Origin of the sequence: Pseudomonas sp. K2I15 (assembly GCF_002204795.1) — a bacterium.
Classification (GTDB): Bacteria; Pseudomonadota; Gammaproteobacteria; order Pseudomonadales; family Pseudomonadaceae; genus Aquipseudomonas.
In genome coordinates this window covers 67,248-92,388 of the sequence record NZ_NIXO01000008.1, presented here as the reverse complement: position 1 = coordinate 92,388, position 25,141 = coordinate 67,248, and the positions used below count along the sequence as shown (strand labels likewise).

Below are 25,141 nucleotides of genomic sequence, written 5' to 3'. Positions count from 1 at the left end.
TGCTTTTCGTATTCCGTAACAATGATGTTTGCAGCTATTCTCGGCAAAACAGCAAAGGAGCGCTCGGCATGTTTGATATCCAGAACTACGGCAGCTTTATCGCCGCCATCCTGATCTTCCAGTTGATCCCCGGCCCCGGCACTTTCGCCATCCTGCACGCCACCGCGCGCAATGGCGTACGCGCCGGATTTGGCGCGGTGTTCGGCACCGTACTGGGCGATATGATCTTCATGCTTGCTGCTTGCGCAGGCCTCGCGGCCCTGATGAAAGCCAACCCGATGCTGTTCATGGCATTGCAATGGGCGGGTGCGGCGTATTTGTGCTGGATGGGCCTGCAACTGCTGCTCACCCCGGTCAACCGTGATGTGGTCGGGCAAGAACCGAAACGCTCCGGCTGGATCTACTTCCGTCGGGCCGTTGCGGTCAGCTTGACCAACCCCAAGGTGATCCTGTTTTTCGTGGCGTTTTTCCCGCTGTTCATCCGCCCGGATTCGCCAAGTAGCACCCTGGTGGCGATGATGGTGCATGTCACGCTGATCGGCTTTTTGTACCAGGCGCTGCTGGTGCTGGTGGGCAACGCGCTGGTGATTCGCCTGCGGACCTTTGCGCTGGCCCGTAAAATCGCGACCCGCGTGGCAGGCCTGGCGTTGATCGGGTTCGGGATCAAGCTGGCCGCCAACAACCGTTAAAGGGTCAATCGGCCTTCAATACACAGTGCCACTGCGCCGCCGATCCAGATTTCTTCGCCGGCCTGTTCGACGCGGATTCGCCCGGCGCGGCCCATGGCGGTGCCTTGGCTGACCACATAGCGGCTCGGCGCCAGGCCTTCGCCCAGTAACCACTGGGCGACACCGGCGTTCAGGCTGCCGGTGGCCGGGTCTTCTGGCGCGCCGTCGCCGGCGATAAAAGCACGCACTTCAAATTGCGCCTCATCACCGTCCCGCTCAGGCGTCCACGGGGCGATCACGCCCACGGCCAAACCCTGCAACTGCGAGTAATCCGGACGCAGCGCCAGTACCTGTTCCCGATCCGCCAGCATCACCGCCAGCCAACCCGCACCGTTATCCACCCACAGGCTACGCAAAATCGCCCCCGGTTCAAGGGCCAATGCCTGCCGCACGCGCTCGATCAATTCAGGCTCCAGCGGGCCGGAGCGCAGCAGTGGTGGCGCGATAAACGCCAGCTCATCGCCCTCACGGCGGATGCGTACCAGGCCGATTTCACATTCCTGGATGATCTCCTTGCCAGCGGGCTGGCCACCGGCCTGCAGCCAGGCATGGCAACTACCCAGGGTTGGATGGCCGGCAAATGGCAGTTCCTGCTGGGTGGTGAAAATCCTTACGCGATAGTCCGCCCGTGGATCACGGGGCTTGAGCAGAAACGTGGTTTCACTGAGGTTGGTCCAATTGGCGAAATCCGCCATTTGCTGGTCGCTCATGCTGTCGGCACCCAGCACCACGGCCAATGGGTTGCCCTTGAGGGCTACGCTGCTGAAAACATCCAGCTGTTTGAAGTCGAAGGAAGGCATGCGGGTCCTTATGCAGGGATGCTCAAGCCACGGATCACCGCGGGCCGGGCGACGAACCCGTCCAGCGCCCGCAGCACGTTCGGGAAGTCGGTAATGCCCACCAGGTCGCCGGACTCATAGAAGCCAATCAGGTTACGAACCCACGGGAAGGTGGCGATGTCGGCGATGCTGTACTCGTCGCCCATGATCCAGGTGCGGCCCAGCAGGCGTTTTTCCAGTACTTCAAGCAGGCGCCGTGACTCGGCGACGTAGCGATCACGCGGGCGTTTATCCTCGTAGGCCGCGCCGGCGAATTTATTGAAGAAACCCACCTGGCCAAACATTGGCCCGATACCGGCCATCTGGAACATCAGCCACTGGATCGTCTCGTAGCGCATCGCCGGGTCTTCTGGCAGCAGCTCACCACTCTTCTCGGCGAGGTAAATCAGGATCGCGCCCGACTCGAACAACCCCAGTGCCTGGCCGCCCGGGCCGTTGGGGTCGATGATCGCCGGGATCTTGTTGTTGGGGTTCAGCGACAGGAATTCGGGGGAGAGCTGGTCCTGGGTCTCGAAGCTGACCTTGTGCGCCTCGTAGGGCAGCCCCAACTCCTCCAGCATGATCGACACCTTGACCCCGTTGGGCGTCGGCAAGGAGTAGAGCTGCAAGCGTTCGGGGTGTTGGGCCGGCCATTTGGCGGTGATGGGGAAGTCTGAAAGTGAGTTCATCGCATGACTCCTGATAAAGGCCCTGATAGTAGTGGCTGGATGCGCGTCGTGCATCCGTCTTAATTTAGCAACATCTACTGGTTAATCTCCCGCAAACGGCAAGGATGCCGCCCCATCTCCCCTGCGAAACGAACCAAACTGCCTGTATGCACTCTTAAAGAGCGCCCGATGGCTGGGCCTGCTCGCCCTGACTCCTTGCACCGAGACTTAGAACCATAATGACCATCAAGCCTCTGTGCCTTGCGAAACGCCTTAAACGCTACGCCTACGTCCTGCTGCCGGTATTACTGGTAGGCACCGCTGTCGGCCTTACCCTGGAATCCAGAATCAGCCGCGCCCAACAGATCGACGGCGTGCAAACCCTGGTATTCCTGCGGCACGGAGAAAAACCCGCCGGCGGCCTCGGCCAACTCAATTGCCAGGGCCTGAACCGCGCGATGAACCTGGCCACGGTGCTGCCGGAAAAATTCGGCAAGGCCAACTTCGTGTTCGCGCCTAATCCGACCCGCAATGTCGAGGAAGGCGAGAAAGACAACGCCTACAGCTACATCCGCCCGTTGATGACCATCAGCCCCAGCGCCATCAAGCTCGGGTTGCCGGTGAACATCAAATTCTCGGCGAATGACACCAGCGCCCTTGCCGACGAACTGGTGGAAGACAAGTACCACAACGCCGTCATTTACACCGCCTGGTCCCATGGCTACCTGCCGGACCTGATCAATAAGGTGGCCAGTGAAGCCGTCGGTGAAAAACACGTCATTACCGACGATTGGTCCGGCAGTGATTTTGACACCTTGTATGTGCTGAAGCTCACCTGGCACAACGGCAAGGCCACGCTGCTCAGCCGCAATTACAAGCAAGGGCTGGATAACGGCCAGCAGACGTGCCCGGATGCAACACAGGTTAGCGCCGATATCTGACCGCAGCCAAACCTGCCCTGAGTTCTGCCTGAAAGGCTGCGGTGTTCTTAGTGGGGCTGCTGCGCAGCCCAACGGGAGCAAGCTCCCTCGCCACAGGTTCTTCGGGACCGCTCTTCTACAGCGTATGATGCTGCGCTATTGACTCACCTGCGGATCATCAACATGTCCAACCTCTCCTCCACCCAGCCCGCCCGGGGCTGGTCCTTCTGGTGGAAACCAGCACTGTTCCTGCTGGTGGCCTGTATCGGCCTCTACTACGTGAAATGGTCGCCCTACTACGCCAAGGCGTTTATCGCGGCAGACAACCACAGCATCGGCGCCTCGATTCTCAACGACCAGCAAAGCGCGCCACTGGCCGCCGCGCTGGCCTATGCCCAGGTGTATTTCCTGGCGATCTGGAAAGCCGCGGTGCTGGCGGTGATCCTCGGCTCATTGCTGCAAGTGCTGATCCCGCGGGACTGGCTGTTACGGCTGTTTGGCCGTGCCGGGCTGGGTTCTACCCTGCGTGGCGGGCTGTTCGCCTTGCCGGGGATGATGTGCAGTTGCTGCGCCGCCCCGGTGGCCGCCGGTATGCGTCGGCAAAAGGTGTCGGTAGGCGCCGCGCTGGCGTTCTGGATCGCCAACCCGGTACTGAACCCGGCGACACTGGTGTTCATGGGCTTTGTGCTGGGCTGGGGCTTTACCGCGCTGCGGTTGGTGGCCGGGATTGTGCTGGTGGTGGGTGTGTCGCTGGTGGCGCAGCGCATCGCGCGGCCGGAGCAGGTACCGGAAGCCGCGCTCGACGCCGTGGCCCAAGCCAGCCTTACCGAGACCGAACCGTTCCTGAGCCGCTGGCTGCGCACCTTGTGGCAGCTGTTCTGGAGCACGATTCCGGTGTACATCCTGGCGGTGCTGATCCTCGGCGCGGCGCGGGTCTGGCTGTTTCCCCATGTTGACGGCGCCATGGCCAACAGCCTGGTCTGGCTGGTACCGCTGGCGATTGTCGGCACGTTGTTTGTGATCCCGACCGCCGCCGAAATCCCCATCGTGCAGACCATGATGACCCTCGGCATGGGCACCGGCCCGGCCGTGGCCTTGCTGATGACCCTGCCGAGCGTGAGCCTGCCGTCGCTGCTGATGCTGCGCAAGGACTTCGATGCGCGGGTGCTGGTGACCGTGGCAGGCCTGACCATGCTGATGGGCGTGGTGTGTGGCCTGATCGGGGCGTTTATTCTGTAGTTATTGGGTGAGGTTGCGGGCCTCTTCGCGAGCGAGCCCGCTCCCACATTCTGACCGCATTCCTACAGGATAAACGCGGTCGAATGTGGGAGCGGGCTTGCTCGCGAAGGGGCCGCCAACCCATTACTCCCGCCGGACAGCCCTCTCACGCAGGTACTCCAGTACCGCGCCCTGCTCCCCCGCAAACTCGATACGCGCCCCTTTGCTTTCGCGCTGGAACGCATACATCGGGTCGTAATACTCACGCAACAGCCCTTCTATCCAGCCGCGGTGCACATCCACCGCGCCGCTGCGGGCCTGCTCTGCCAGGGCGTCCTGCATGATCGCGTGCAACCGCGTAAACCGCTCACCGCCCAGGCGCTTGTGAATGTTGCCCAGGCTCTGGGTCAGGCGCTCGGCAAACACGTCTTGGCCTGTTTCGCCAAACACCGCGACAAACTCGGCGCAGAGGTCGACCACGTAATCCTTCAGGATGCGCTCCACGCGGCCTTCAACACTGTCTTCCAGCCAGACCATCGGGAAGCCCTGCATGCCCTTGTGCAACGGCAATGGCAGCGCGCAACTGCCGATCATGCGGCTCTCATCCTCGACCACGAACTGCTCGATACCGGCGGCACGCTTTTTCAGCAGGTCCACCGCCAGGCGATTCTCGAAGTCGATGTTGGAGGGTTGCGTGGTAGCACGCTTGCCGAAGCTGGAGCCGCGATGGTTGGCGTGGCCTTCCAGGTCCAACGCGTTGTTCAATTGGCCGAGCACTTCGGTCTTGCCGGTGCCGGTCATGCCTCCCAGCAACACGAAGTCGCACTGAGCGGTGGCCTGGTCGACCGTATCCAGCAGGAAGGTGCGCATGGCCTTGTAGCCACCGCCCACTCGCGGGTAGTCGATACCCGCCTCGGTTTTCAACCATTGCTGGGCAATCTGCGAACGCATCCCGCCACGGAAGCAATACAGCACGCCCTCCGGATTGGCCTGGGCGAAGCGCGCCCATTGCTCAATGCGCTCGGCCTTGATCGCCCCAGACACCAACTCGTGCCCGAGGACAATAGCCGCCTGCTGGCCCTGCTGCTTGTAACAGGTGCCCACCCGTTGGCGCTCATCGTCGGTCATCAACGGCAGGTTGATCACCCCGGGAAACGCGCCCTTGATGAATTCGATCGGCGCGCGGGTATCCATCATCGGCCGGTCGTTGAGAAAAATGTCGCGGTAATCGGTGATGTCGACAGGCATCAAAACACCTCTACCGCGTTGGTCTGTCGCTCAACCAGTTCGCCGATCGGCTCAAGGTTCAGGCCCAGTTCCGCCGCCACGGCGAGGAATTCGGCACTGCCTTCGGGGGTGACCGCCACCAGCAGGCCACCGCTGGTTTGCGGGTCGCACAGCACGCGCTTGTGCAGCTCGTTCAGGCGCCCGAGCTTGCTGGCGTAGCTGTCGAAGTTGCGCAAGGTGCCGCCGGGTACGCAGCCCTGCTCCAGGTAGTACTCCACCCCGGGCAGGCGTGGGACCTTTTCGTATTCGATGCGGGCCGTCAAATGGCTGCCGTCAGCCATTTCCACCAAATGGCCCAACAGGCCGAAACCGGTGACGTCGGTCATGGCGGTTACGCCAGCCAGCTTGCCAAAACGGCTGCCAGGCTTGTTGAGGGTGCACATCCAGTCACGGGCCAGGCCCACATCGGCCTCGCGCAGCTTGCCCTTCTTTTCAGCGGTGGTGAGGATGCCGATGCCCAAGGGTTTGGTCAGGTACAACTGGCAACCGGCGGTGGCGGTGTCGTTGCGCTTCATGTGGCGCTTTTCTACCAGACCGGTGACGGCCAGGCCGAAGATCGGTTCGGGGGCGTCGATGGAGTGGCCACCAGCCAGCGGAATCCCGGCAGCGTCACACACCGAGCGACCACCGCGAATCACTTCACGGGCAATTTCCGGGGCCAGCACGTTGACCGGCCAGCCGAGAATGGCAATGGCCATCAACGGATCGCCGCCCATGGCGTAGATATCGCTGATGGCGTTGGTGGCGGCAATGCGGCCGAAGTCGAAGGGGTCATCGACAATCGGCATGAAAAAGTCGGTCGTGGAGACCACGCCGCGCTCATCGTCGATGGCATACACCGCCGCGTCATCGCGGGAGGCGTTGCCCACCCAGAGCTTGGGGTCAAGGTTTTGCGCACCGCTGCCGGCAAGGATTACTTCCAGCACCTGAGGTGAAATCTTGCAACCGCAACCAGCACCGTGGCTGTATTGGGTCAGGCGAATTGGCTCGTTCATGAAGGCACCTCAAAACGTCAAGGCGAAGAATCTTAACAGACGACTCCTACATACATGGGCGATTCAACGGGAACCAGGCAGCAAAAAGGCCGGCTGGGCTCTGATGAGCGCAGCCGGCCTTTCCTGTCAGCCTTTACTGTTTCGCAGCCAGGCGTTTATGCCGGTTGCGTCGCATCATGTTCAGGCACTCGATAGCCGCCGAGAACGCCATGGCGGCGTATATATAGCCTTTTGGAACATGGGCGCCGAAACCTTCGGCGATCAGCGTCATACCGATCATGATGAGGAAGCCCAAGGCCAACATCACAATAGTCGGGTTGTCGTTGATGAACTTGGCCAACGGCTCGGCCGCCACCAGCATCACGATCACCGAGACCACCACGGCAATGATCATGATCGGCAAGTGTTCGGTCATGCCCACGGCAGTGATGATACTGTCGATGGAGAACACCAAGTCCAGCAACAGGATCTGGCCAATCGCCGAGGCGAAGCCCAGGGTCACGCTCGGCGCACCAGTATCCACATGCTCCTTCTCAGGGTCCATGCTGTGATGGATCTCGGTGGTCGCCTTCCACACCAGGAACAGGCCACCGGCGATCAGGATCATGTCTTTCCAGGAGAACGACTGCCCCAGGATGTCGATGACCGGCGCGGTCAACTGCACGATAAAGGCAATGGTGCTCAACAGGCCCAGACGCAGGATCAACGCCATGCTGATACCAATGCGGCGGGCTTTGGCCCGGTGCTGCACCGGCAACTTGTTGGTGAGAATCGAGATAAAGATCAGGTTGTCGATCCCCAGCACGATCTCCATGACGATCAGGGTAGCCAGTGCGATCCACGCGGTCGGGCTGGCGGCCAGTTGTAAAAGGTAATCCATAGGTCAGTCCTGGTGTGATGTGCGGGTATTAGGTTTCTTGGGAGGTGGACTCAGGCGTGTTGTCTTCCTGCTCCTGCTTGTCCTGCTTGCCTTCCGGTGGAGCGATCAAGCCCTTGGTCGCGTCACTCAATGCCTGCTCGGCAGCCTGATGGGTGTCGTCAATCACTTGCTTGGCCGACTCGGTGGCTTTACCCAGCAGTTGTTGCGCGCTTTTTTCCGCTTGGTCACAGCCACTGAGCATGACTAATGAAAGCGCAAGTAACGCCGTTGCGCCCAGGGAATTGAGTTTCATGATGCGTTCCTCGTTAGAACCTTCGGGTCCAAGTAGTGGCCCCTCGATAGCGACGCATTCTATGCAGGCAAACACTTCAGGAAAATTCGTATTTTTTTCGTTTATACTTCGGTTTTCACGAAGTATTGGCCACCATGCTCAATTATCGACAACTGCACTACTTCTGGGTCGTCGCCAAGACCGGCAGCATCGTGCGCGCCTGCGAGCAACTGAACCTCACGCCGCAGACCATCAGCGGGCAAATCAGCCTGCTGGAGCAGACGTTTGGCGTGGCGTTGTTTCAAAAGGTCGGGCGCCAGCTGGAGCTGACCGAAGCCGGGCGCCAGGCGTTGCCCTATGCCGAACAGATGTTCCAACTGGGCAATGAGCTTGAGGCGATGTTGCGCACCCAGCCCAATGAGCAGCAGATTTTGTTCCGGGTTGGCGTGGCGGATGTGGTGCCCAAGTCCATCGTTTACCGGCTGATTGCGCCGACCATGGAGTTGAGCGAGCCGATCCGCATTACCTGCCGTGAAGACAAGCTTGAGCGTTTGCTGGCGGACCTGGCGATCCAGCGCCTGGACCTGGTGATCTCCGACAGCCCGATGCCCCCGCACCTGGACATCAAGGGCTACAGCCAAAAGCTGGGGGAATGCGGGATCAGCTTTTTCGCCACCCAGGCATTGGCTGACCAGCATCGCGGCGATTTCCCACAGTGCCTGCAGGGCGCGCCGCTGTTGATTCCGGGGGCGGAGACCGTGGTGCGCAGCCGTTTGCTGCGCTGGTTTGCCGAGCAGCAGATTCAGCCACGGATTGTCGGGGAGTTCGACGACAGCGCCCTGATGCAGGCGTTTGGGCAATCCGGCAGCGGGATTTTTATCGCACCCAGCGTGATTGCCGACGAGGTGGAACGCCAGTATGGCGTGGCGCTGATCGGCCAGACCGATGCAGTCACCGAGTCGTTTTATGCGATCTCGGTGGAACGCAAGGTCAAGCACCCCGGCATCGTGGCGATTACCGAAGGTGCGCGACGGGAGCTGTTCACGTCCCTGCCCTGACGGCTCAGGCGCAGACGGCGCGGGTCTTGGCGGTCATCAGCCACAGCGCCAACAGGATCGACAGCAGGATGAACCCGGCGGCGGCAAAGCCGAGGCTGCCAAGGCCAAGGGTATCGATCACATGCCCACCCACCAGCGCCCCCAGGCCAATCCCCAGGTTGGCCCCGGCGATATTCAGCGACGCGGCAAACGCCGGCGCATGAGGTGCGGCCTTCATCAGCCGTACATGGCTTACGAGGAACAATGCCGCCTGAGTCACGCCCCATACAGCCATCGCCGCCGCCAGCCCGACAGTGGAGTGAATGGCGGGTGCCAACGCCACCATGCCGGCGATCATGAAACCGCAGAACACCATCGACGCAATGAGCGGATGACGGTCGACCATGCGCCCGCCCAATGAGTTACCGATCAGGCCGACGGCGCCAAAGCCCATCAGGCACCAGCCCACCACGGTTCCATCGAAGCCCGCCAGGCGCTCGAGAATGTCGGCCAGGTAGGTATAAGCGGTGAACATGCCGCTGAACACCAGGATCGACAGCAGGATATGGCCCTGCATCAGCGGGCTGCGCAAGATTTTGAACTGGGAACGCAAGCTGACCTGGTCGTTCTTCGCACGGGTCTTCGGCAGGTAGATAAACAGCAGCAAGGCCTTGGCAAACGCCACCACCGCGAGAATGCCAAAGGCGGTGCGCCAGCCGAACATATCGGAAATCAGCGTGCCCACCGGGATCCCGAAGACCGTGGCACACACGATGCCGAAGCCGATTTTTTCAATCGCACGGCCAGCGAAATCCGGCCCGACGATGTCCACCGCCGTCTCACTGGCCAGGGCCCAGAACACCGGCAACCCCAGCGCCGGGATCAGCCGGGCCAACGACATGACCCAAATATTCGACGCCGTGGCAGCCAGCGTATTGGCCAGGCCGAACATGATCAGGATCGTGATAAACAACCGCTTGCGCTCAAACCGCGCGAAATACGCGGTAAGGAACGGGCCAAACGCCGCCACCGTAAAGGCGAACAGTGTCACCAGCAACCCGGCCTGGGACACGCTCACGTCGAGGTCCCGGGCGATGGCAGGCAACAGGCCGACGATGATGAATTCTGTGGTCAGCACGGTAAAACCGGCCGCTGACAACAGCAAAATCGGAAACAGCATTAAAAACTCCAGAAAACAGCGACATCAACGAAAGCCCAAGGGCCCGCTGATAGAGAAGAAATAAGAGGATGGGCAATGTTAACAGAATGTGTCGCATCGTGGCGACGCAACGCCGCACCCGGATAAGCCGTTTCCTACAGATGCTAGACTTCGCCCCTGCCAGATTCACGCTGCCTTAGCTGCATCCAATTAGAAAAAACCAGAGACAACCCTTTTATGACTGCTGCCCCCTCTCTCTTGCAACGGCTGATGTCTATCAGCCTGGTCACCCAAATTGTCATCGGCCTGATCGCCGGTATCTTGCTGGCCCTGTTGTTACCCGACGTCGCACAAGCCACCGGATTTATCGGCAAGGTGTTCGTCTCGGCGCTCAAGGCCGTCGCACCGATCCTGGTGTTTGTGCTGGTGATGGCCTCGATCGCCAACCACAAGCACGGCCAGGAAACCCATATCCGGCCGATCCTGTTTCTGTACCTGCTGGGCACCTTTGCTGCCGCCGTGGTCGCGGTGATTGCCAGTACATTGTTCCCCTCCTCGCTGGTGCTGGCCACCCACGACATAGCCGTCAGCGCCCCCGGCGGCATTGGTGAAGTGTTGCAAAGCCTGTTGCTCAGCGTGGTGGACAACCCGGTCAGCGCGCTGATGAACGCCAACTTCATCGGCATCCTCGCCTGGGCCATCGGCATGGGCATAGCGATCCGCCATGCCAGCGACACCACCCGCACCGTGCTGGACGACCTGTCCAACGGCGTCACGCTGATCGTGCGCATGGTGATCCGCTTCGCGCCCCTCGGCATCTTCGGCCTCGTGGCCTCGACCTTGGCCACCTCCGGCTTCGGCGCCCTGCTGGGCTACGCGCACCTGCTGCTGGTGTTGATTGGCTGCATGCTGTTCGTGGCACTGGTGATCAACCCGGCCATCGTGTTCTGGAAACTGCGCCGCAACCCTTACCCGCTGGTGCTGATGTGCCTGCGGGAAAGTGGCATCACCGCGTTTTTTACCCGCAGTTCGGCGGCCAACATCCCGGTCAACCTGGCATTGAGCAAGCGCCTGGGCCTGCATGAAGACACTTACTCGGTGTCGATTCCGCTGGGCGCCACCATCAATATGGCCGGCGCGGCCATCACCATCACCGTGCTGACCCTGGCCGCCGTGCACACCCTGGGCATTGCCGTGGACATCCCCACCGCCGTGCTGCTCAGCGTGGTCGCTGCGGTGTGTGCCTGCGGCGCGTCGGGGGTTGCCGGTGGTTCGCTGCTGTTGATCCCGCTGGCGTGCAGCCTGTTCGGTATTCCCAGCGAAATCGCCATGCAGGTGGTGGCCGTAGGCTTCATCATCGGCGTGTTGCAGGACTCGGCAGAAACCGCGCTGAACTCGTCCACCGACGTGCTGTTCACCGCTGCCGCGTGCCTGGGTAAAGAAGAACAAGCCGCGTAAACCTTGTGTGCACAAAAAAGCCCGGGGCGGTTCGTGAATGAACCGGCCCGGGCTTTTTTATGCCTGAAGGCTTAGAACGCGCCCATGTAATCGCGCTTGCCCACTTCCACACCGTTGTGACGCAGCAAGGCGTAAGCGGTGGTGACGTGGAAGAAGAACTGCGGCAGGCCGTAGCTCAGCAGGTACGACTGGCCGCTGAAGCGCTTCTCTTTAGGAGTGCCAGGGCGAGTAACGATTTCGATGCCTTCTTTACCGTCGACCTGAGCCGGGGTGATGGTGTCGATAAATGCCAGGACCTTGGCGATCAGCGCTTGCAGGTCGGCGAAGGTGACTTCTGTATCGTCGTATTTCGGTACTTCGATTTCAGCCAGGCGGGCAGAAACGCCTTTGGCGAAGTCGACGGCGATCTGCACCTGGCGCACCAGCGGGAACATGTCCGGGTACAAGCGCGCTTGCAGGAAGGCGTTCGGGTCGATGTTCTTGGCGGTGGCGTGGGCTTCGGCCTTGTTCAGCACATCGCTCAGGGCGTTGAGCATTTGCTTGAAGACCGGGAGGGAAGCGGCGTACAGGGAAATAGTCATGACAGTCTCGACAGTTGTGGCAGGGTTTGAAACAGCAGCGATTATAGACATGCCGGCAGCCGGCGCCGCTTGTCTTTTATTTTTTCAGGATTAGGCTAGTGGGCTCACTGCATTAGGGAAAGCGCGATGACCACCGAGCACGACACGATCTCTGAAGAACCGCGCCTGAACAGCACGGAAATCCGCATCCTTGGCTGCCTGATCGAAAAACAGGCCACCAACCCCGAAACCTACCCGCTGACCCTTAACGCGCTGGTGATCGCCTGCAACCAGAAAACCAGCCGCGAGCCGGTGATGAACCTGAGCCAGGGCCAGGTCGGCCAGAGCCTGCGGGCGCTGGAAGGTCGCGGCTTTACCCGGCTGGTGATGGGCAGCCGGGCCGATCGCTGGGAGCATCGGGTCGACAAGGCGCTGGAACTGGTGCCAGCCCAGGTGATTCTCAGCGGGTTGCTGTTCCTGCGGGGGCCGCAGACGGTCAACGAACTGCTGACCCGCAGCGGGCGCATGCACGACTTTGAAGACGCCGAGCAGGTGGTGCATCAGCTGGAGCGCCTGATTGCCCGTGGGCTGGCGCTGCTGGTGCCGCGTCAGTCGGGGCAGCGGGAAGATCGGTATATGCATGCGCTGGGGGACCCGGCAGATATTGAAGCGATCCTGGCAGCACGCGGGAATCCGGTGGAGCGTGGCGCAGGAAGCGGGGTTTCGCTGGAGCGTATCGAAGAGCTGGAGGCTCGGATTGCGGCGCTGGAAGAGCGCCTTTCCCGGTTGGAATAATCATTGTTGTGGCGGGCTTTTGTGGCGAGGGAGCTTGCTGCCGCTGGAGTGCGTAGCGCTCCCATTTTCTTGGGGCTGCTTCGCAACCCAGCGGGAGCAAGCTCCCTCGCCACAGCAAGCTCCCTCGCCACAAAGTCAGCGGTGCTGTTCAGCTTCTGGCAAACCCCACCGCCGCCTGAAACTGCTCATCCGTCGGCCGTACACCGGTGTACAGCACAAACTGCTCCAGCGCCTGGATCGCGATCACTTCCAAACCGGTAATCACCCGCTTGCCCTGGGCGCGGCCACGCAGGATCAGTGGCGTTTCCGAGGGAATCGCTACCACATCGAACACGGTCTCGGCCGAATCAATGGCGTCGGCCTCAAATGCTAACTGGTCCGCCTCTGCTCCTCCGGTCATGCCAATAGGCGTCACATTGACCAACATCTGCGGACGCAAAGCCCCCAGTTCCGCCTGCCACTCATACCCCAGGCTCTGGGCCAGCGCCCGGCCCGCCACTTCATTACGCGCCACAATCACGCCATGGGTGTAGCCACCATCGCGCAAGGCACTGGCCACGGCCTTAGCCATGCCGCCGCTGCCGCGCAGGGCGAAGGTCGAGCCCTTGGGCACTGCATGCTTCTTCAGCAGTTGCTCAATGGCGATGTAGTCGGTGTTGTACGCCTTCAAATGCCCGTTCGTGTTGACGATGGTATTGATCGACGCAATCGCCCGCGCCGAATCATCCAGCTCGTCCACCAAGGCAATGCACGCTTCCTTGAACGGCATCGACACGCCACACCCACGAATGCCCAACGCGCGAATGCCACCGACGGCGCCCGGCAAGTCCTGACTGCTGAAAGCCTTGTAGTAGAAATTCAGCCCCAACTGTTCATACAGGTGGTTATGAAAACGCAGGCCAAAATTCCCGGGGCGCGCCGACAGTGACATGCACAGTTGGGTGTCCTTGTTGGGGTTCATCTGCATCGGTAACTCCTTGAAGCCCTTCCAGAGGCGGTTTCGGATAGACGGAATACCCGCGCCGGCGGGTTGTCGTGGATCATACGCACTGTGCCCGGCCGCTTGTGTAAGCCCGCTGATACAGACCTTACACAACCTTTACCTATCGGCTGTGCTGTTTTTCAGAAATACGCTGTCTTAAAAGTATCCCCGCGACAATCCTTGAGTCTATTGATTGCAGACCACAAGCGCAGGGGCTAACCGAGGAATAACCATGATTCGTAAAATCCCCAAGATTGCCTTGCTTATTGGTGCACTCGCTATAGCAGGCCAGGCCTCCGCCCACGGTGGTGGTTGGGGTGCCCCGCTTGCACTGGGCGCTATCGTCGGTGCAGTGGTAGGTGGCTCGATTGTCGCCAACCAGCAGCAGCCGGTCTATGTGCAACAGCCGGTGTATGTCCAGCCGCAGCCGGTGTATGCCGCTCCGCCGCCGGTCTACTACGCACCGCCACCGCCTGTGTATGTGCAACAACAGGTTTATTACCGCCCGGCGCCGGTCTATTACGGCCCACCGCGCGGCTACTACGGCCCTCCACACGGCTATTACGGTCGCGGCTGGTAAGCATGAACTGACACACTCAAACAGGCTCCGCCCTAAAAGCGGGGCCTTTTTTTGGCCTGCAGGTCTGAATAAATCTCGCAAAGGTCGTTATAAGGACAATGGCTGTGGCGAAATCCCACATCATTGATCTCAATAGGCGCTTGCCCGATCGGGGCCTGCGCTGTCATGTTTGTGTCTCAAAAGGCTTTCACTATCAAAACTGTCCAGCCCATAACAACAAGGACGACTGACCATGCCCACGCAAAACCCCCATCGCACCGCCGGCCTCTGCACCTCAAGCAAGGTTTATAGCGTACTGACCGAGCTCAAGGCCCTGGAAGGCCACCGCAATGCCAAGTTCCTGTCCCTGCTGGCGGAAAACCTGGTGCGCAAAGGCCTGCTCAGTGAGCAGGAAGTGGTGCACATGCTGGACCAGGTTGTCGACTGAAGGATCGCTCGATAACAGTGATGTCGACTATCGAGCAGGTTAATTTCTCCTTAAGGCCTGCGCACCGTAATGTCACCTCCATAGATTAATGGAGGCCGTCATGCCCACTATCCAAATCATGTCCGTCATCGGCAGTGCCGTTCCCGCCCCACTCCGGGAGCTGGGTTTGCTCGCCTGCTGGTACCTGGTACGCGATGGCGAAGCCATCAGCGGCCCACTCACTTCGTTGCCGGCCGCCCAGGCCCTGTCGGTCAAGATGGCGCATTGCTTTCACGCCTAAGGCAGTTGCACCCGCGGTTTGGTTTCGACAAACAACGCCCAACTGGACATGAACAACGCAGCAATCAGTGGCCCGATGACAAAACCGTTCAGGCCAAAGATCGACAGGCCACCCAGGGTTGAGATCAGGATGAGGTAATCCGGCATCCGGGTGTCCTTGCCCACCAGGATTGGCCGCAGCACGTTGTCCACCAACCCGATCACAAACACCCCGAACAGCCCCAGCACCACGCCTTGCCAGATCGACCCGCTCAGCAGGAAATACGCCGCCACCGGCCCCCACACAATCCCCGCACCCACCGCCGGCAGCAGCGACAGAAACGCCATCAACACCGCCCAGAGCAGCGCGCTGGGAATGTCCAGAAACCAGAAAATCAAACCGCCCAACGCCCCTTGCGTGACCGCCACCAACACGTTGCCTTTCACCGTGGCACGCACCACCCGGTTGAACTTCAGCTGCAAGCGACGCTTTTGCGGCTCGGCCAGCGGCACGGCGGTGCGCACCTTGCGCACCAGCTCGGGGCCGTCGCGCAGCAGGAAAAACAACAAGTACAGCATGATGAAAAAGCTCACCAGGAAATCAAACGTACCCTGGCCGAAGCTGAATGCCTGGCTCGCGAAAAACTGGCTGCCCTGCATCGCACTCTTGACGATTTTCTCGCGCAGGCCTTCCAGGTTGCCCATGCCAAAGCGGTCCAGCAGGTGCTGGAAATACGGCGGCAGGAAATTCTTGAACTGCTCGATATACCCGGCAACGTCGAGCTTGCCGCTCTCGATATTCTTGTAAAGCGTCGCCCCCTCCTGCACCAGCAAGGCGCTGGTGATGATCACCGGCAAAATCGCGATCACCAGGCACACCGTCAGGGTCGCCAGTGAGGTGAGGTTGCGGTTCCAGCCAAAGCGTTGCTGGAAGCGCCGTTGCATCGGCGCAAAGATGATCCCCAGGATCACCGCCCAGAACACCGCGCCGTAGAACGGCAGCAAAATCCAGATAAACGCGATGGTCACCAAGGCGAGCAGTAACAGCAGGGTTTTGAATTGCAGGTTGGTTTGATTCATGGCCGATCCATCTCAAAAAACGCAGGACACTCATGTGCACCTTGATGTTTAGTCCGCCGCAAATCCTGCGAGTGCCCTATTTATTAGACCTGGATCAATAAACGGCGCGGCAGCCCCGGCTACCCTGCCGCCCTTTTGCGACCCGAACTCATGCCTCCCGTTATCGCCCCCGAACTGCTCGCCCCCGCCGGCACCCTGAAAAACATGCGTTATGCCTTTGCCTACGGCGCCGATGCCGTGTATGCCGGGCAACCGCGCTACAGCCTGCGGGTGCGCAATAACGAGTTCGACCACACCAACCTCGCGCTCGGCATCCAGGAAGCCCAGGCCCAGGGCAAGCGGTTCTACGTGGTGGTCAACATCGCACCGCACAACGCCAAGCTGAAAACCTTCCTCAAGGACCTCGCCCCGGTGATCGCCATGGGCCCGGATGCGCTGATCATGTCCGACCCCGGCCTGATCATGCTGGTGCGCCGGCACTTCCCGCACATGCCGATTCACCTGTCGGTGCAGGCCAATACCGTGAACTGGGCCAGCGTGGAGTTCTGGCAGGCGCAGGGCATCTGCCGGATCATCCTGTCCCGCGAGCTGTCGCTGGAAGAGATCGACGAGATTCGCCAGCAAGTCCCCGCCATGGAGCTGGAAGTGTTTGTGCATGGCGCGCTGTGCATGGCGTATTCCGGGCGCTGCCTGCTGTCCGGCTACATGAACAAGCGCGACGCCAACCAAGGCAGTTGCACCAACGCCTGCCGCTGGAAATACCAGGCCACCCCGGCGGTGGAAAACGCCGTCGGCGACATCGTGCAGCAGTACGCGCCCGAGCCGACCCTGGGCCTCGGCGCGCCCACCGACCAGGTGTTCCTGTTGCAGGAGGCCAACCGCCCCGACGAACAGATGCCCGCCTTCGAAGACGAGCACGGCACCTACATCATGAACGCCAAGGACCTGCGCGCGGTGCAACACGTCGAGCGGCTGACGCGCATGGGCGTGCATTCGCTGAAAATCGAAGGCCGCACCAAATCCCACTTCTATTGCGCCCGCACTACCCAGGTGTATCGCCAGGCGATTGATGACGCGGTGGCCGGGCGCGACTTTGACCGGGGCTTGATGACCAACCTCGAATCCCTGGCCCAGCGCGGCTACACCGAAGGTTTCCTGCGCCGGCACGTGCACGATGAATATCAGAACTACCAGAACGGCAGCTCGGTGTCCGAACGCCAGCAGTTCGTGGGCGAGCTGACCGGTGAGCGGCGTGGCGAGTTGGCCGAGGTCAAGGTGAAGAACCGTTTTGCGGTGGGCAATCACCTGGAACTGATGACCCCGGCGGGAAATTTCCACTTTGACTTGGCCACGCTGCACAACGCCAAGGGCGAGGCCATCGAGGTGGCGCCGGGTGACGGGCACACCGTGTATCTGCCGATCCCGGCGGAAATGGACCTGCGATTCGGGCTTTTGATGCGGGATGTTTGAGCGTTAGCACAGTAGAATTGGCGGTTCTGCGTACCGCCACCTTGTCTTGAGCGGTCACCCTCTTTCTTACGGAGATCGCCTTGCGTCTGTTTCACACCTCCGACTGGCACCTTGGGCAAAACCTGCACGGCCAGGAACGCGACTTCGAACACGCCTGCTTCCTCGACTGGCTGCTGGGCCAATTGGGCCTGCACCGCCCTGATGTGCTGCTGATCGCCGGCGATATCTTCGACACGGTCAACCCGCCGCTCAAGGCCCAGGAGCGGCTGTATGACTTCATCATCAGCGCCCACGAGCAAAACCCCGCGCTGACCATCGTAATGATCGCCGGCAACCACGATTCCGGCTCGCGCATCGAACTGCCCGCACCGTTGATGCGCCGCCTGCGCACCCACGCCCTTGGCCGGGTGCTGTGGCTGGATGACGGGCAACTGGATGTCGAACGCTTGCTGATTCCATTGCCCGGTGCAAACGGTGAGATTGCCGGCTGGTGCCTGGCCTTGCCCTTCCTGCGCCCGGCCGAAGTGACCGGCGCGCAACTGGGGGACGATTACCTGCGGGGCATCGGCCAGGTTCACGAATGGCTCATCGCCGCCGCCAATGCCAAGCGCCAGCCGGGCCAGGCGCTGGTTGCCATCAGCCATGCGCACATGGCCGGCGGCTCGGTGTCGGAAGACTCCGAGCGCAGCTTGATCATCGGCAATGCCGAGGCGCTGCCCGCCAGCCTGTTCGATGCCAGCGTGAGCTACGTGGCCCTCGGCCATTTGCACAAACCCCAGCGGGTGAATGGCGAGGAGCGTATTCGCTACTGCGGCTCGCCGATTCCGCTGTCATTCTCGGAAATCGGCTACCAGCATCAAATCCTCGACGTACAGTTGGATGGCGAAACCCTGGTCAGCGTCGAATCCCGGCTGATCCCCCGCTCGGTCAACCTGCAACGCCTGGAGGCCGCGCCCCTGGCCGATATCCTCAAGCAACTGGCCGACCTGCCCGACATCGACCTGCTGGCCGAAACCCAGCGCCAACCCTGGCTGGAAGTACGCGTGCGCCTCGACGAGCCGCAACCCGACCTGCGCCAGCAAATAGAAAACGCCCTGCAAGGCAAAGCCGTGCGCCTGGTGCGCATCGCGGCTGAATACGCGGGTAGCGGCAGCCGCGAAGACAGCCAGGAAGACCGCCTGATCGAACTCGACCAGCTCACGCCCCAGGAATTGTTCAGCCGCGCCTGGCAGGAAAGCTACGGCAATGAAGTGGACGAACAAACCCTGAAGGACTTCGCCGTACTGCTCCAGGAAGTGCAACAGGAGGGCGAACAGCCATGAAGATCCTCGCCATTCGCCTGAAAAACCTCGCCTCCCTGGCGGGGCCGTTTGAAATCGACTTTACCGCCGAACCCCTGGCCAGCGCCGGGCTGTTCGCGATTACCGGGCCGACCGGTGCCGGTAAAAGTACCTTGCTCGATGCGCTGTGCCTGGCGCTGTTTGGCGCCGTGCCGCGCCTGGGTGATACCGGCCAGGCGAAGATGCCGGATGCCGACACCGATATTTCCATCGGTGACCCACGCACCCTGATTCGCCGGGGCACCGGTGGTGGTTATGCCGAAGTGGATTTTGTCGGCGTGAGCGGCCGTCGCTACCGTGCCCGTTGGGAAGCCAACCGCGCCCGGGACAAGGCCGGCGGCAAGCTGCAAGCCAGCCGGCAAAGCCTGATCGACCTCGACAGCGAGCAACTGCTGGCCAGCCAGAAAACCGAATACAAGACCCAGCTGGAACTGGCCCTGGGCCTGAACTTTGAGCAGTTCACCCGCGCCGTTTTGCTCGCGCAAAGTGAGTTCAGCGCGTTCCTCAAGGCCAACGACAACGAGCGCAGCGAACTGCTGGAAAAACTTACCGACACCGCGCTGTACACCCAACTCGGCCGCCGCGCGTTCGACAAGGCCAAAGACGCCCGGGACGCCCACAAACACCTGCAAGACCAGGCCACCGGCGTGACCCCGCTGGCCCCTGAAGCCCGCGCCGAGCTGGACGAACAACTGGCCGCCGCCCAGCAACAGGTCAAGACCCAGCAGGCGCAGCTCAAGCAACTTGAGCTGCAACACACCTGGCTCAAGGAACTGCGCGAATGGCAGGAACGCCAACAAGGTGCCGTCGAGCAACTGCAACAGGCCCAGCAACACTGGGAAAGCCAGGGCCCGCAACGCCTGGACCTCAGCCGCCTGGAACAACTGGCGCCACAACGTCATCACTTCGCCCGCCAGGCCGAACTGACCACACAGTTGCAGCCGCTCGCTACGCAGATCCAGCAACACCTTGAGCAACAAGCCGCGCTGCACACCCGCCAGACGCAACTGCAACAGCAGCAGACTGACGTGCACGCCGCCCTCGCCCAGGCCCTGAAACAACAAGCCGACGCCGTGCCCCTGCTGCGCCAGGCTTTCGAGGAGCAAACCACCCTCGCCCACTTGACCCGCGAGTTGGCCAAACGCAGCGAAGAAAAACAGCTGGGCGACGCCGCCTGCGTGGAAGGCCAGGCTGCGTTGACCGGCTTGCTCGACAAACAAAAAGTTGTCGCCGAGCGCCTGAATCGGCTGGCCGCAGAGCTTGAACGCAGCGCCGCCCTCGCGCCCTTGAGCGACGCCTGGAGCGCCTACCGCGACCGCTTGCAACAGCTGATGCTGATCGGCAATCGCCTCAATAAAGGCCAGGCCGAACTGCCGCAACTGGAAGAACGCGCCACCCGCCTCGGTAAAAAATGGACCGAGCAACGTGAAGCCCTGGACCTGCTGTACCACGAAGCCGGCGCCGAACCCCATGCGGTGGCCGAGCAGATCCAGTTGCTGGGCAGCCTGCTACAGGACAATCGCAAACAACATCGCGCGTTTGAAGACCTGGCGCGGCTGTGGGACAGCCATCAACAACTGGATAAGCAGCTACAGGCATTGGGCGAGAGGCTAAGTGCTGCCCAACAGCAGCGGGAAGCGCTGATACAGTCCGGCTTTCAAACCAAGACAGAGCTAACAACCGCCGAACAGACCCTGACCGTTACCAAGCAGCTGCTGGATCGCCAACGCCACGCACGTAGTGAAAGCATCGAAGAGTTACGTGCAAAGCTACAGGACGACCAGCCTTGCCCCGTTTGTGGCAGCCACGAACATCCATACCATCAACCTGAAGCCCTGCTGCAAAGCATGGATCGGCACGATGAAAATGAAGAGGCCGTCGCTCAGAAGGCAGTCGACGCCCTCAACAGCAAACTCATTGAGTTGCGGGGCGACTTGGGAGGAGTGAACGGCCAGATAAAGGAGTTCCTGAGCCAGCAGGAACAACTTGCCGCTCAACAAAAAATCTCTTCCTCGAATCTTGAAGCCCACCCACTGTCAGCCTCGCTGTTCAACCAGGACGCGGCCAAACGCGATGCCTGGCTCGCCCAGCAACTGAGCCAGCTCAGCCAAAGCCTCACCCAGGATGAGCAACGCCAGGGCGCCCTGCTCAACTTGCAACAAAACGCCGGGCGTTTGCAGCAACAACTGCAAGCCGCCCAGGACGCCAGCCAACAGGCGCGCCAATTGCTGATCGACCAGCAGCGGGAACTGTCCAACGACCGCGAACGCCTGGACGAAGAGCTCAACGCCTTCGCCAGCCTGTTGCCGAGCGAGACCCTGGACGGCCTGCGCAGCGAGCCGGCGGCGACCTTCATGTTGCTCGACCAACAGGTCAGCCAGCGCCTGGAGCAACTGGATAACCAAAAGGAAGAACTGGCCGAGCAGCTACAGCGCCAGCAAGCCATCGAGAAAGAACAGGACCGCCAGCAGCATCGCCAGCAGCAGTTGGAGACGTTGCAAAAGCAGCTCGCCGAACAGAGCGGGCTGCAACACGCCGCCGAGGAAAAACTCGCCGGCCTGCTGGGCGAAAACCCCAGCGCCGAACAGTGGCAGCAGCAACTGGACCAGGCCGTCGAGCAGGCTCGACAGCATGAGGCCGAGGCCAACCAGCAGTTGCAGGACACCCGCAACCAGTTGATCCAGCTCGCCGCCGACCTCAAGTCGCTGCAAGAACGCCGACAGTCGCTGGACGCCGAGCATCTGGCCCTCACTACGCGCCTCAGCGACTGGCGCGCCTTGCACCCGGAACTCGATGACGAAGGCCTGGCGCGCCTGGTGGCCTTCGATGAACCGCAGGTGGCCGAGCTACGCCAGCAACTGCAACACAGCGAAAAAGCCGTCGAGCAGGCCAAGGTGTTGCTGCAAGAGCGCGAACAGCGGCTCAAGGATCACCAGGCGCTGCACAACGGCAACCTCGAAGCCGGGCAACTGGACAGCGCACTGGCTGAACTCAACGCCGCATTGGCGATTGGCGAGAAACTCTGCGCCGAACTGCGCGCCCAACAAGCCGACGACCAGCGCCGCCAGGATGCCAACCAGGCGTTGGCGGCAGAGATCGCGAAGGCTTACGAAGAATGGCAACGCTGGGCACGCCTGAATGCACTGATCGGTTCGGCCACCGGCGACACCTTCCGCAAGATCGCCCAGGCTTACAACCTCGACCTGCTGGTGCACCACGCCAACGTGCAACTGCGCCAACTGGTGCGCCGCTACCGTCTGAAACGCGGCGGCAGCATGCTCGGCTTGCTGGTGCTCGACACGGAGATGGGCGACGAACTGCGCTCGGTGCACTCGTTGTCCGGTGGCGAGACGTTCCTGGTGTCGCTGGCCCTGGCCTTGGGCCTGGCGTCGATGGCGTCCAGCACGTTGAAGATCGAGTCGCTGTTTATCGATGAAGGGTTTGGCAGTCTCGACCCCGAATCGCTGCAACTGGCGATGGACGCCCTCGACGGCTTGCAGGCCCAGGGCCGCAAGGTGGCGGTGATTTCCCATGTGCAGGAAATGCACGAGCGGATTCCGGTGCAGATTCAGGTTAAGCGCCAGGGCAATGGCTTGAGCACCCTGGAGGTCAAGTGAGCGACGTGGTGTTGTATTCGTTCCGCCGCTGCCCGTATGCGATGCGGGCGCGGATGGCCCTGCGGTATTGCGGGGTGGCGGTGCAGATCATTGAAGTCAGCCTCAAGGCCAAGCCGGCGCAAATGCTGGCGCTGTCGCCCAAGGGCACGGTGCCGGTGCTGAGTGTGGAGGGTCGGGTGATTGATGAGAGTCTGGCGATCATGCGCTGGGCCCTGGCGCAGAACGATCCTGAGGGTTGGTTACTTGAGGATGAGGCGACGGTGCAGGCGCTGATTGACGAGAATGATCAGGGCTTCAAACATCAATTGAATCGATACAAGTATGCCGAGCGTTATCCGGAGCAGCCGATGGAGGATTATCGGGCCGAGGGTGAGGTGTTTTTGTTGAAGCTGGAGGGATTGCTGGCTGAGCGGGAGTATTTGCTGGCCGGGCATTTGAGCCTGGTGGATGTGGCACTCGCGCCGTTTGTGCGGCAGTTCGCGCATGTGGATCGGGAGTGGTTTTCCCAGGCGCCGTATCCGCGGTTGCGGGACTGGTTGCAGCGCTTCCTGGAATCGCCACTATTCATCGCCGTAATGGCAAAACCCTGAGGTCAGAGCCAGCTTTTGTGGCGAGGGAGCTTGCTCCCGCTGGACTGCGCAGCAGTCCCATTTTTGGGGTCGCTTCGCAACCCAGCGGGAGCAAGCTCCCTCGCCACAATAAACCCGCGCCTAAAAAGTACTGCGCTCAGTTCTGGATTTTGTGGTCCAGCGCTGCGTAGAAGTTGGCGCTTTGTTGCAGGTATTTCTGGGTGTAGGCGCTGGTGCTGGTTTTTTTGCTGCTGATCTCAACACTGGCGCTGGCAGGCAACGCAACGGTGGCGGAAACAGCAGAAGCAGCGATGATCGAGAAGAGATTGAAGTTCATGTCGGTAACCCTTGTGTTCGGTTGGCTGGATGGCCTGTGTTGGCCTTGGAACCAAACTTACGCCCGAGGGGTTAGCCTTAGAAATTCTTTGAACCACTAGCCGCTATTAATACGATTAATACAACAAGTCAGGCCCCGCACTGCGGGGCCTGTGGCTTATTGTCGCGCCAGGAACTTGAGATCGCTGGGGGCATCAATCGCCAGTTTCTGCACGGTTTTGCCCAAAAGGCCGGTCTTGGGGTCGCGCTCGACGACCACAATCTGGTTGCTCTTCTGGTTGGCGATCAGCAGGAACTTGCCGCTGGGGTCCAGGGCGAATTCCCGGGGATGGTCACCTTCCACCGAACGGCGCTGGATCTCTTTCAACTGCGCGCTGGCCGGGTCGATGGCAAACACCAGCATCTGGTTGGCGGTGCCACGGTTGCTCACGTAGAGGAACTTGCCGTCGCTTGAGGTGTGCAGCGCGGCGCCGGCCTTGTCGGACACCGGCTGGCCGTCAGCAAAGTTGACCAGTTGCTTCTGGGTCAATTTGCCGTCGTTGTAGTCGAACACCGCAACCTGCGCGCTCATCTCGGTGGTCAGCCAGGCGTGCTTGCCATCCGCTGTGAACAGCAAGTGGCGCGGGCCGCTACCCGGTGGCAACTGCACAAACGCAGGGTCGGCCGGGGTCAGCGGCAGCTCATGGTTGGCCTTGGGGTCGTAGTGGTAGGCAAAGATCTTGTCTGCACCCAGGTCCTGGACAAACACGTATTTGCCGTCCGGCGAAGACACCACCGAATGCACATGATTGGACGCCTGGCGCTCAGGGTTGACCCGGCTGGCCGGGTGCCCGCTCAACTGCACCGGTGGCGACAGCTTGCCTTCGGCGTCTACCGGCAACACCGCGAGGCTGCCGCCCGGATCTTCCAGCACTGAATAGTTGGCCACAAACAGGTAACGCCCATCACTGGCCAGGCTTGAATGGGTCGGCTCGTTGCCCAGACTCTGCACCTGGTTGATCAGGGTCAGTTGATGGTTTTTCGGGTCGATGCTGTAGCTGCTGACGCGCCCCACCGGGTCTTTTTGGCCCGGGCCATTTTCGTTGACCACAAACAGGTGCTTCTGGTCTTTGGACAGGGTCAGCCACGACGGGTTGGCAGTCTTGGCGGCGAGCACCGGCTGGCCGCTGAACTGCCCGGTACGGCTGTCGAACTGCAGGCGGTAGATGCCTTCGCTGGTGCCGGCGGTGTAGCTGCCCACGAGCAATTCAAAGGTGTCCACCGGCGCGGCCTGGACCGACATCGCGCCTACGCTGCCAGCCATCAGCAGGGGCCAGAATTTACGCATCATCATCCGCTTCATCCTCGTCGTTATTATTGCCGGTGACGCCGCTCATGCAGACCAGGCGGTGTTCGCCCGAGTCACCGGTAAGGGTCCAGCTTTGCAAGGTTTGATCAAAGGTCGCCGCCTTGATCTGCTCCAGGCTGAAACTCCAGCGTTTCTCGACACGACCGTCCATGCAGGTGATCAGTAACTTCTGGTCATCCAGGCTGAAATCGAAGGTATGCAGGCCATCGATTTCAACCATCTGGCAGTCTTCAAAAGCGTTGAGCAAGGTAGCAGTGTCGGCAGTCATAACCATCAATCATCAAGAGGAAAGACCTCATGATAGGTCAAATCGTTGCATCGGCCTAAGCCTGCGCAATGC

26 protein-coding genes are annotated in these 25,141 nt (G+C 61.0%); 13 read left to right on the top strand and 13 right to left on the bottom strand.

Features of this window, described 5'->3' with window-relative positions:
- Nucleotides 1–68: 68 nt before the first annotated feature.
- Nucleotides 69–689, top strand: a complete 621-nt coding sequence (locus CEC48_RS07910; RefSeq protein ID WP_088423230.1) for a LysE family translocator — start codon at nt 69–71, stop codon at nt 687–689.
- Here CEC48_RS07910 and CEC48_RS07905 read toward each other — a convergent pair.
- Nucleotides 686–1,528: a PhzF family phenazine biosynthesis protein gene (locus tag CEC48_RS07905; RefSeq protein WP_088423229.1), complete on the bottom strand. Its 843-nt coding sequence runs from the start codon at nt 1,526–1,528 to the stop codon at nt 686–688. The two genes, CEC48_RS07910 and CEC48_RS07905, sit on opposite strands and share 4 nt — an antisense overlap.
- Before the next feature lie 8 nt (nt 1,529–1,536).
- Nucleotides 1,537–2,235 carry a glutathione S-transferase N-terminal domain-containing protein gene (locus CEC48_RS07900; protein WP_088423228.1) on the bottom strand — a complete coding sequence of 233 codons (699 nt, stop codon included), beginning with the start codon at nt 2,233–2,235 and terminating at the stop codon, nt 1,537–1,539.
- A 218-nt stretch (nt 2,236–2,453) separates the two neighbouring features.
- Between CEC48_RS07900 and CEC48_RS07895 the strand changes: the two genes are divergently transcribed.
- Both CEC48_RS07895 and CEC48_RS07890 read left to right on the top strand, forming a co-directional pair.
- Nucleotides 2,454–3,155, top strand: coding sequence for a histidine phosphatase family protein (locus CEC48_RS07895; RefSeq protein ID WP_088423227.1), 702 nt, complete (start codon nt 2,454–2,456; stop codon nt 3,153–3,155).
- 162 nt (nt 3,156–3,317) lie between these two features.
- A complete protein-coding gene (locus tag CEC48_RS07890; RefSeq protein ID WP_088423278.1) occupies nt 3,318–4,373 on the top strand; it encodes a permease in 1,056 nt (351 codons plus the stop codon).
- A gap of 123 nt (nt 4,374–4,496) precedes the next feature.
- On the opposite strand, the gene mnmH is transcribed toward CEC48_RS07890, so the two are convergent.
- The 4 genes from mnmH to CEC48_RS07870 form a co-directional block, all read right to left on the bottom strand.
- Nucleotides 4,497–5,600, bottom strand: a complete 1,104-nt coding sequence (gene mnmH, locus CEC48_RS07885; protein ID WP_088423226.1) for a tRNA 2-selenouridine(34) synthase MnmH — start codon at nt 5,598–5,600, stop codon at nt 4,497–4,499.
- Nucleotides 5,600–6,634, bottom strand: coding sequence for a selenide, water dikinase SelD (gene selD / locus CEC48_RS07880; protein ID WP_088423225.1), 1,035 nt, complete (start codon nt 6,632–6,634; stop codon nt 5,600–5,602). Before selD ends, mnmH begins: the two co-directional genes overlap by 1 nt.
- A gap of 133 nt (nt 6,635–6,767) precedes the next feature.
- The gene (locus CEC48_RS07875) at nt 6,768–7,514 is read right to left on the bottom strand and encodes a TerC family protein (RefSeq protein WP_088423224.1); all 747 of its coding nucleotides are present in this window, start codon (nt 7,512–7,514) and stop codon (nt 6,768–6,770) included.
- Nucleotides 7,515–7,542: 28 nt separating this feature from the next.
- Entirely contained in the window at nt 7,543–7,806 is a 264-nt protein-coding gene (locus CEC48_RS07870; RefSeq protein ID WP_088423223.1) for a hypothetical protein, read from the bottom strand.
- Nucleotides 7,807–7,940: 134 nt separating this feature from the next.
- On the opposite strand from CEC48_RS07870, the gene nhaR reads away from it, so the two are divergent.
- Nucleotides 7,941–8,843 (top strand): transcriptional activator NhaR, encoded by a 903-nt coding sequence (gene nhaR, locus CEC48_RS07865; protein WP_003211241.1) that lies wholly within the window; start codon nt 7,941–7,943, stop codon nt 8,841–8,843.
- 4 nt (nt 8,844–8,847) lie between these two features.
- On the opposite strand, the gene CEC48_RS07860 is transcribed toward nhaR, so the two are convergent.
- The gene (locus CEC48_RS07860) at nt 8,848–10,002 is read right to left on the bottom strand and encodes an MFS transporter (RefSeq protein WP_088423222.1); all 1,155 of its coding nucleotides are present in this window, start codon (nt 10,000–10,002) and stop codon (nt 8,848–8,850) included.
- 216 nt (nt 10,003–10,218) lie between these two features.
- Between CEC48_RS07860 and sstT the strand changes: the two genes are divergently transcribed.
- Nucleotides 10,219–11,439, top strand: coding sequence for a serine/threonine transporter SstT (gene sstT, locus CEC48_RS07855; RefSeq protein ID WP_088423221.1), 1,221 nt, complete (start codon nt 10,219–10,221; stop codon nt 11,437–11,439).
- Between the two features lie 71 nt (nt 11,440–11,510).
- Here sstT and CEC48_RS07850 read toward each other — a convergent pair whose 3' ends face one another.
- On the bottom strand, nt 11,511–12,020 hold the full coding sequence (locus CEC48_RS07850; protein WP_088423220.1) for a DUF1993 family protein: 510 nt from the start codon (nt 12,018–12,020) through the stop codon (nt 11,511–11,513).
- Between the two features lie 126 nt (nt 12,021–12,146).
- Between CEC48_RS07850 and CEC48_RS07845 the strand changes: the two genes are divergently transcribed.
- Complete coding sequence (locus tag CEC48_RS07845) at nt 12,147–12,794, top strand: YceH family protein (protein ID WP_088423219.1); 648 nt, start codon at nt 12,147–12,149, stop codon at nt 12,792–12,794.
- A 148-nt stretch (nt 12,795–12,942) separates the two neighbouring features.
- On the opposite strand, the gene CEC48_RS07840 is transcribed toward CEC48_RS07845, so the two are convergent.
- Nucleotides 12,943–13,761, bottom strand: coding sequence for a shikimate 5-dehydrogenase (locus tag CEC48_RS07840; protein WP_088423218.1), 819 nt, complete (start codon nt 13,759–13,761; stop codon nt 12,943–12,945).
- A 241-nt stretch (nt 13,762–14,002) separates the two neighbouring features.
- Here CEC48_RS07840 and CEC48_RS07835 point away from each other — a divergent pair, with 241 nt between their 5' ends.
- From CEC48_RS07835 to CEC48_RS07825, 3 genes are all read left to right on the top strand, one after another.
- A complete protein-coding gene (locus tag CEC48_RS07835) occupies nt 14,003–14,356 on the top strand; it encodes a hypothetical protein (RefSeq protein WP_088423277.1) in 354 nt (117 codons plus the stop codon).
- Between the two features lie 232 nt (nt 14,357–14,588).
- Nucleotides 14,589–14,783 carry a hypothetical protein gene (locus tag CEC48_RS07830; RefSeq protein WP_010172323.1) on the top strand — a complete coding sequence of 65 codons (195 nt, stop codon included), beginning with the start codon at nt 14,589–14,591 and terminating at the stop codon, nt 14,781–14,783.
- Between the two features lie 100 nt (nt 14,784–14,883).
- A complete protein-coding gene (locus CEC48_RS07825) occupies nt 14,884–15,063 on the top strand; it encodes a hypothetical protein (protein WP_088423217.1) in 180 nt (59 codons plus the stop codon).
- Here the strand turns inward: CEC48_RS07825 and CEC48_RS07820 are convergent.
- Nucleotides 15,060–16,121, bottom strand: coding sequence for an AI-2E family transporter (locus CEC48_RS07820; protein WP_088423216.1), 1,062 nt, complete (start codon nt 16,119–16,121; stop codon nt 15,060–15,062). The two genes, CEC48_RS07825 and CEC48_RS07820, sit on opposite strands and share 4 nt — an antisense overlap.
- A 150-nt stretch (nt 16,122–16,271) precedes the next feature.
- Here CEC48_RS07820 and yegQ point away from each other — a divergent pair, with 150 nt between their 5' ends.
- The 4 genes from yegQ (at nt 16,272) to CEC48_RS07800 (ending at nt 23,138) form a co-directional block, all read left to right on the top strand.
- On the top strand, nt 16,272–17,591 hold the full coding sequence (gene yegQ / locus CEC48_RS07815) for a tRNA 5-hydroxyuridine modification protein YegQ (RefSeq protein WP_088423215.1): 1,320 nt from the start codon (nt 16,272–16,274) through the stop codon (nt 17,589–17,591).
- 80 nt (nt 17,592–17,671) lie between these two features.
- Nucleotides 17,672–18,913: an exonuclease SbcCD subunit D C-terminal domain-containing protein gene (locus CEC48_RS07810; protein WP_088423214.1), complete on the top strand. Its 1,242-nt coding sequence runs from the start codon at nt 17,672–17,674 to the stop codon at nt 18,911–18,913.
- Complete coding sequence (locus CEC48_RS07805) at nt 18,910–22,548, top strand: AAA family ATPase (protein ID WP_088423213.1); 3,639 nt, start codon at nt 18,910–18,912, stop codon at nt 22,546–22,548. The genes CEC48_RS07810 and CEC48_RS07805 overlap by 4 nt, the downstream gene beginning before the upstream one ends.
- Nucleotides 22,545–23,138, top strand: coding sequence for a glutathione S-transferase (locus tag CEC48_RS07800; RefSeq protein WP_088423212.1), 594 nt, complete (start codon nt 22,545–22,547; stop codon nt 23,136–23,138). Before CEC48_RS07805 ends, CEC48_RS07800 begins: the two co-directional genes overlap by 4 nt.
- A gap of 136 nt (nt 23,139–23,274) precedes the next feature.
- Here CEC48_RS07800 and CEC48_RS07790 read toward each other — a convergent pair whose 3' ends face one another.
- From CEC48_RS07790 to CEC48_RS07780, 3 genes are all read right to left on the bottom strand, one after another.
- Complete coding sequence (locus CEC48_RS07790) at nt 23,275–23,454, bottom strand: hypothetical protein (protein WP_003211212.1); 180 nt, start codon at nt 23,452–23,454, stop codon at nt 23,275–23,277.
- A 156-nt stretch (nt 23,455–23,610) separates the two neighbouring features.
- Nucleotides 23,611–24,786 (bottom strand): lactonase family protein, encoded by a 1,176-nt coding sequence (locus CEC48_RS07785; RefSeq protein ID WP_088423210.1) that lies wholly within the window; start codon nt 24,784–24,786, stop codon nt 23,611–23,613.
- On the bottom strand, nt 24,773–25,069 hold the full coding sequence (locus CEC48_RS07780; RefSeq protein WP_088423209.1) for a DUF5629 family protein: 297 nt from the start codon (nt 25,067–25,069) through the stop codon (nt 24,773–24,775). Before CEC48_RS07780 ends, CEC48_RS07785 begins: the two co-directional genes overlap by 14 nt.
- Between the last annotated feature and the right edge of the window lie 72 nt (nt 25,070–25,141).

Excerpts from the sequence above, each read along its gene's own strand:
- CEC48_RS07910 (WP_088423230.1), top strand. The coding sequence starts at position 69 with ATGTTTGATATCCAGAACTACGGCAGCTTTATCGCCGCCATCCTGATC.
- CEC48_RS07905 (WP_088423229.1), bottom strand. The coding sequence starts at position 1,528 with ATGCCTTCCTTCGACTTCAAACAGCTGGATGTTTTCAGCAGCGTAGCC.
- CEC48_RS07900 (WP_088423228.1), bottom strand. The coding sequence starts at position 2,235 with ATGAACTCACTTTCAGACTTCCCCATCACCGCCAAATGGCCGGCCCAA.
- CEC48_RS07895 (WP_088423227.1), top strand. The coding sequence starts at position 2,454 with ATGACCATCAAGCCTCTGTGCCTTGCGAAACGCCTTAAACGCTACGCC.
- CEC48_RS07890 (WP_088423278.1), top strand. The coding sequence starts at position 3,318 with ATGTCCAACCTCTCCTCCACCCAGCCCGCCCGGGGCTGGTCCTTCTGG.
- mnmH (WP_088423226.1), bottom strand. The coding sequence starts at position 5,600 with ATGCCTGTCGACATCACCGATTACCGCGACATTTTTCTCAACGACCGG.
- selD (WP_088423225.1), bottom strand. The coding sequence starts at position 6,634 with ATGAACGAGCCAATTCGCCTGACCCAATACAGCCACGGTGCTGGTTGC.
- CEC48_RS07875 (WP_088423224.1), bottom strand. The coding sequence starts at position 7,514 with ATGGATTACCTTTTACAACTGGCCGCCAGCCCGACCGCGTGGATCGCA.
- CEC48_RS07870 (WP_088423223.1), bottom strand. The coding sequence starts at position 7,806 with ATGAAACTCAATTCCCTGGGCGCAACGGCGTTACTTGCGCTTTCATTA.
- nhaR (WP_003211241.1), top strand. The coding sequence starts at position 7,941 with ATGCTCAATTATCGACAACTGCACTACTTCTGGGTCGTCGCCAAGACC.
- CEC48_RS07860 (WP_088423222.1), bottom strand. The coding sequence starts at position 10,002 with ATGCTGTTTCCGATTTTGCTGTTGTCAGCGGCCGGTTTTACCGTGCTG.
- sstT (WP_088423221.1), top strand. The coding sequence starts at position 10,219 with ATGACTGCTGCCCCCTCTCTCTTGCAACGGCTGATGTCTATCAGCCTG.
- CEC48_RS07850 (WP_088423220.1), bottom strand. The coding sequence starts at position 12,020 with ATGACTATTTCCCTGTACGCCGCTTCCCTCCCGGTCTTCAAGCAAATG.
- CEC48_RS07845 (WP_088423219.1), top strand. The coding sequence starts at position 12,147 with ATGACCACCGAGCACGACACGATCTCTGAAGAACCGCGCCTGAACAGC.
- CEC48_RS07840 (WP_088423218.1), bottom strand. The coding sequence starts at position 13,761 with ATGCAGATGAACCCCAACAAGGACACCCAACTGTGCATGTCACTGTCG.
- CEC48_RS07830 (WP_010172323.1), top strand. The coding sequence starts at position 14,589 with ATGCCCACGCAAAACCCCCATCGCACCGCCGGCCTCTGCACCTCAAGC.
- CEC48_RS07825 (WP_088423217.1), top strand. The coding sequence starts at position 14,884 with ATGCCCACTATCCAAATCATGTCCGTCATCGGCAGTGCCGTTCCCGCC.
- CEC48_RS07820 (WP_088423216.1), bottom strand. The coding sequence starts at position 16,121 with ATGAATCAAACCAACCTGCAATTCAAAACCCTGCTGTTACTGCTCGCC.
- yegQ (WP_088423215.1), top strand. The coding sequence starts at position 16,272 with ATGCCTCCCGTTATCGCCCCCGAACTGCTCGCCCCCGCCGGCACCCTG.
- CEC48_RS07805 (WP_088423213.1), top strand. The coding sequence starts at position 18,910 with ATGAAGATCCTCGCCATTCGCCTGAAAAACCTCGCCTCCCTGGCGGGG.
- CEC48_RS07790 (WP_003211212.1), bottom strand. The coding sequence starts at position 23,454 with ATGAACTTCAATCTCTTCTCGATCATCGCTGCTTCTGCTGTTTCCGCC.
- CEC48_RS07785 (WP_088423210.1), bottom strand. The coding sequence starts at position 24,786 with ATGATGATGCGTAAATTCTGGCCCCTGCTGATGGCTGGCAGCGTAGGC.
- CEC48_RS07780 (WP_088423209.1), bottom strand. The coding sequence starts at position 25,069 with ATGACTGCCGACACTGCTACCTTGCTCAACGCTTTTGAAGACTGCCAG.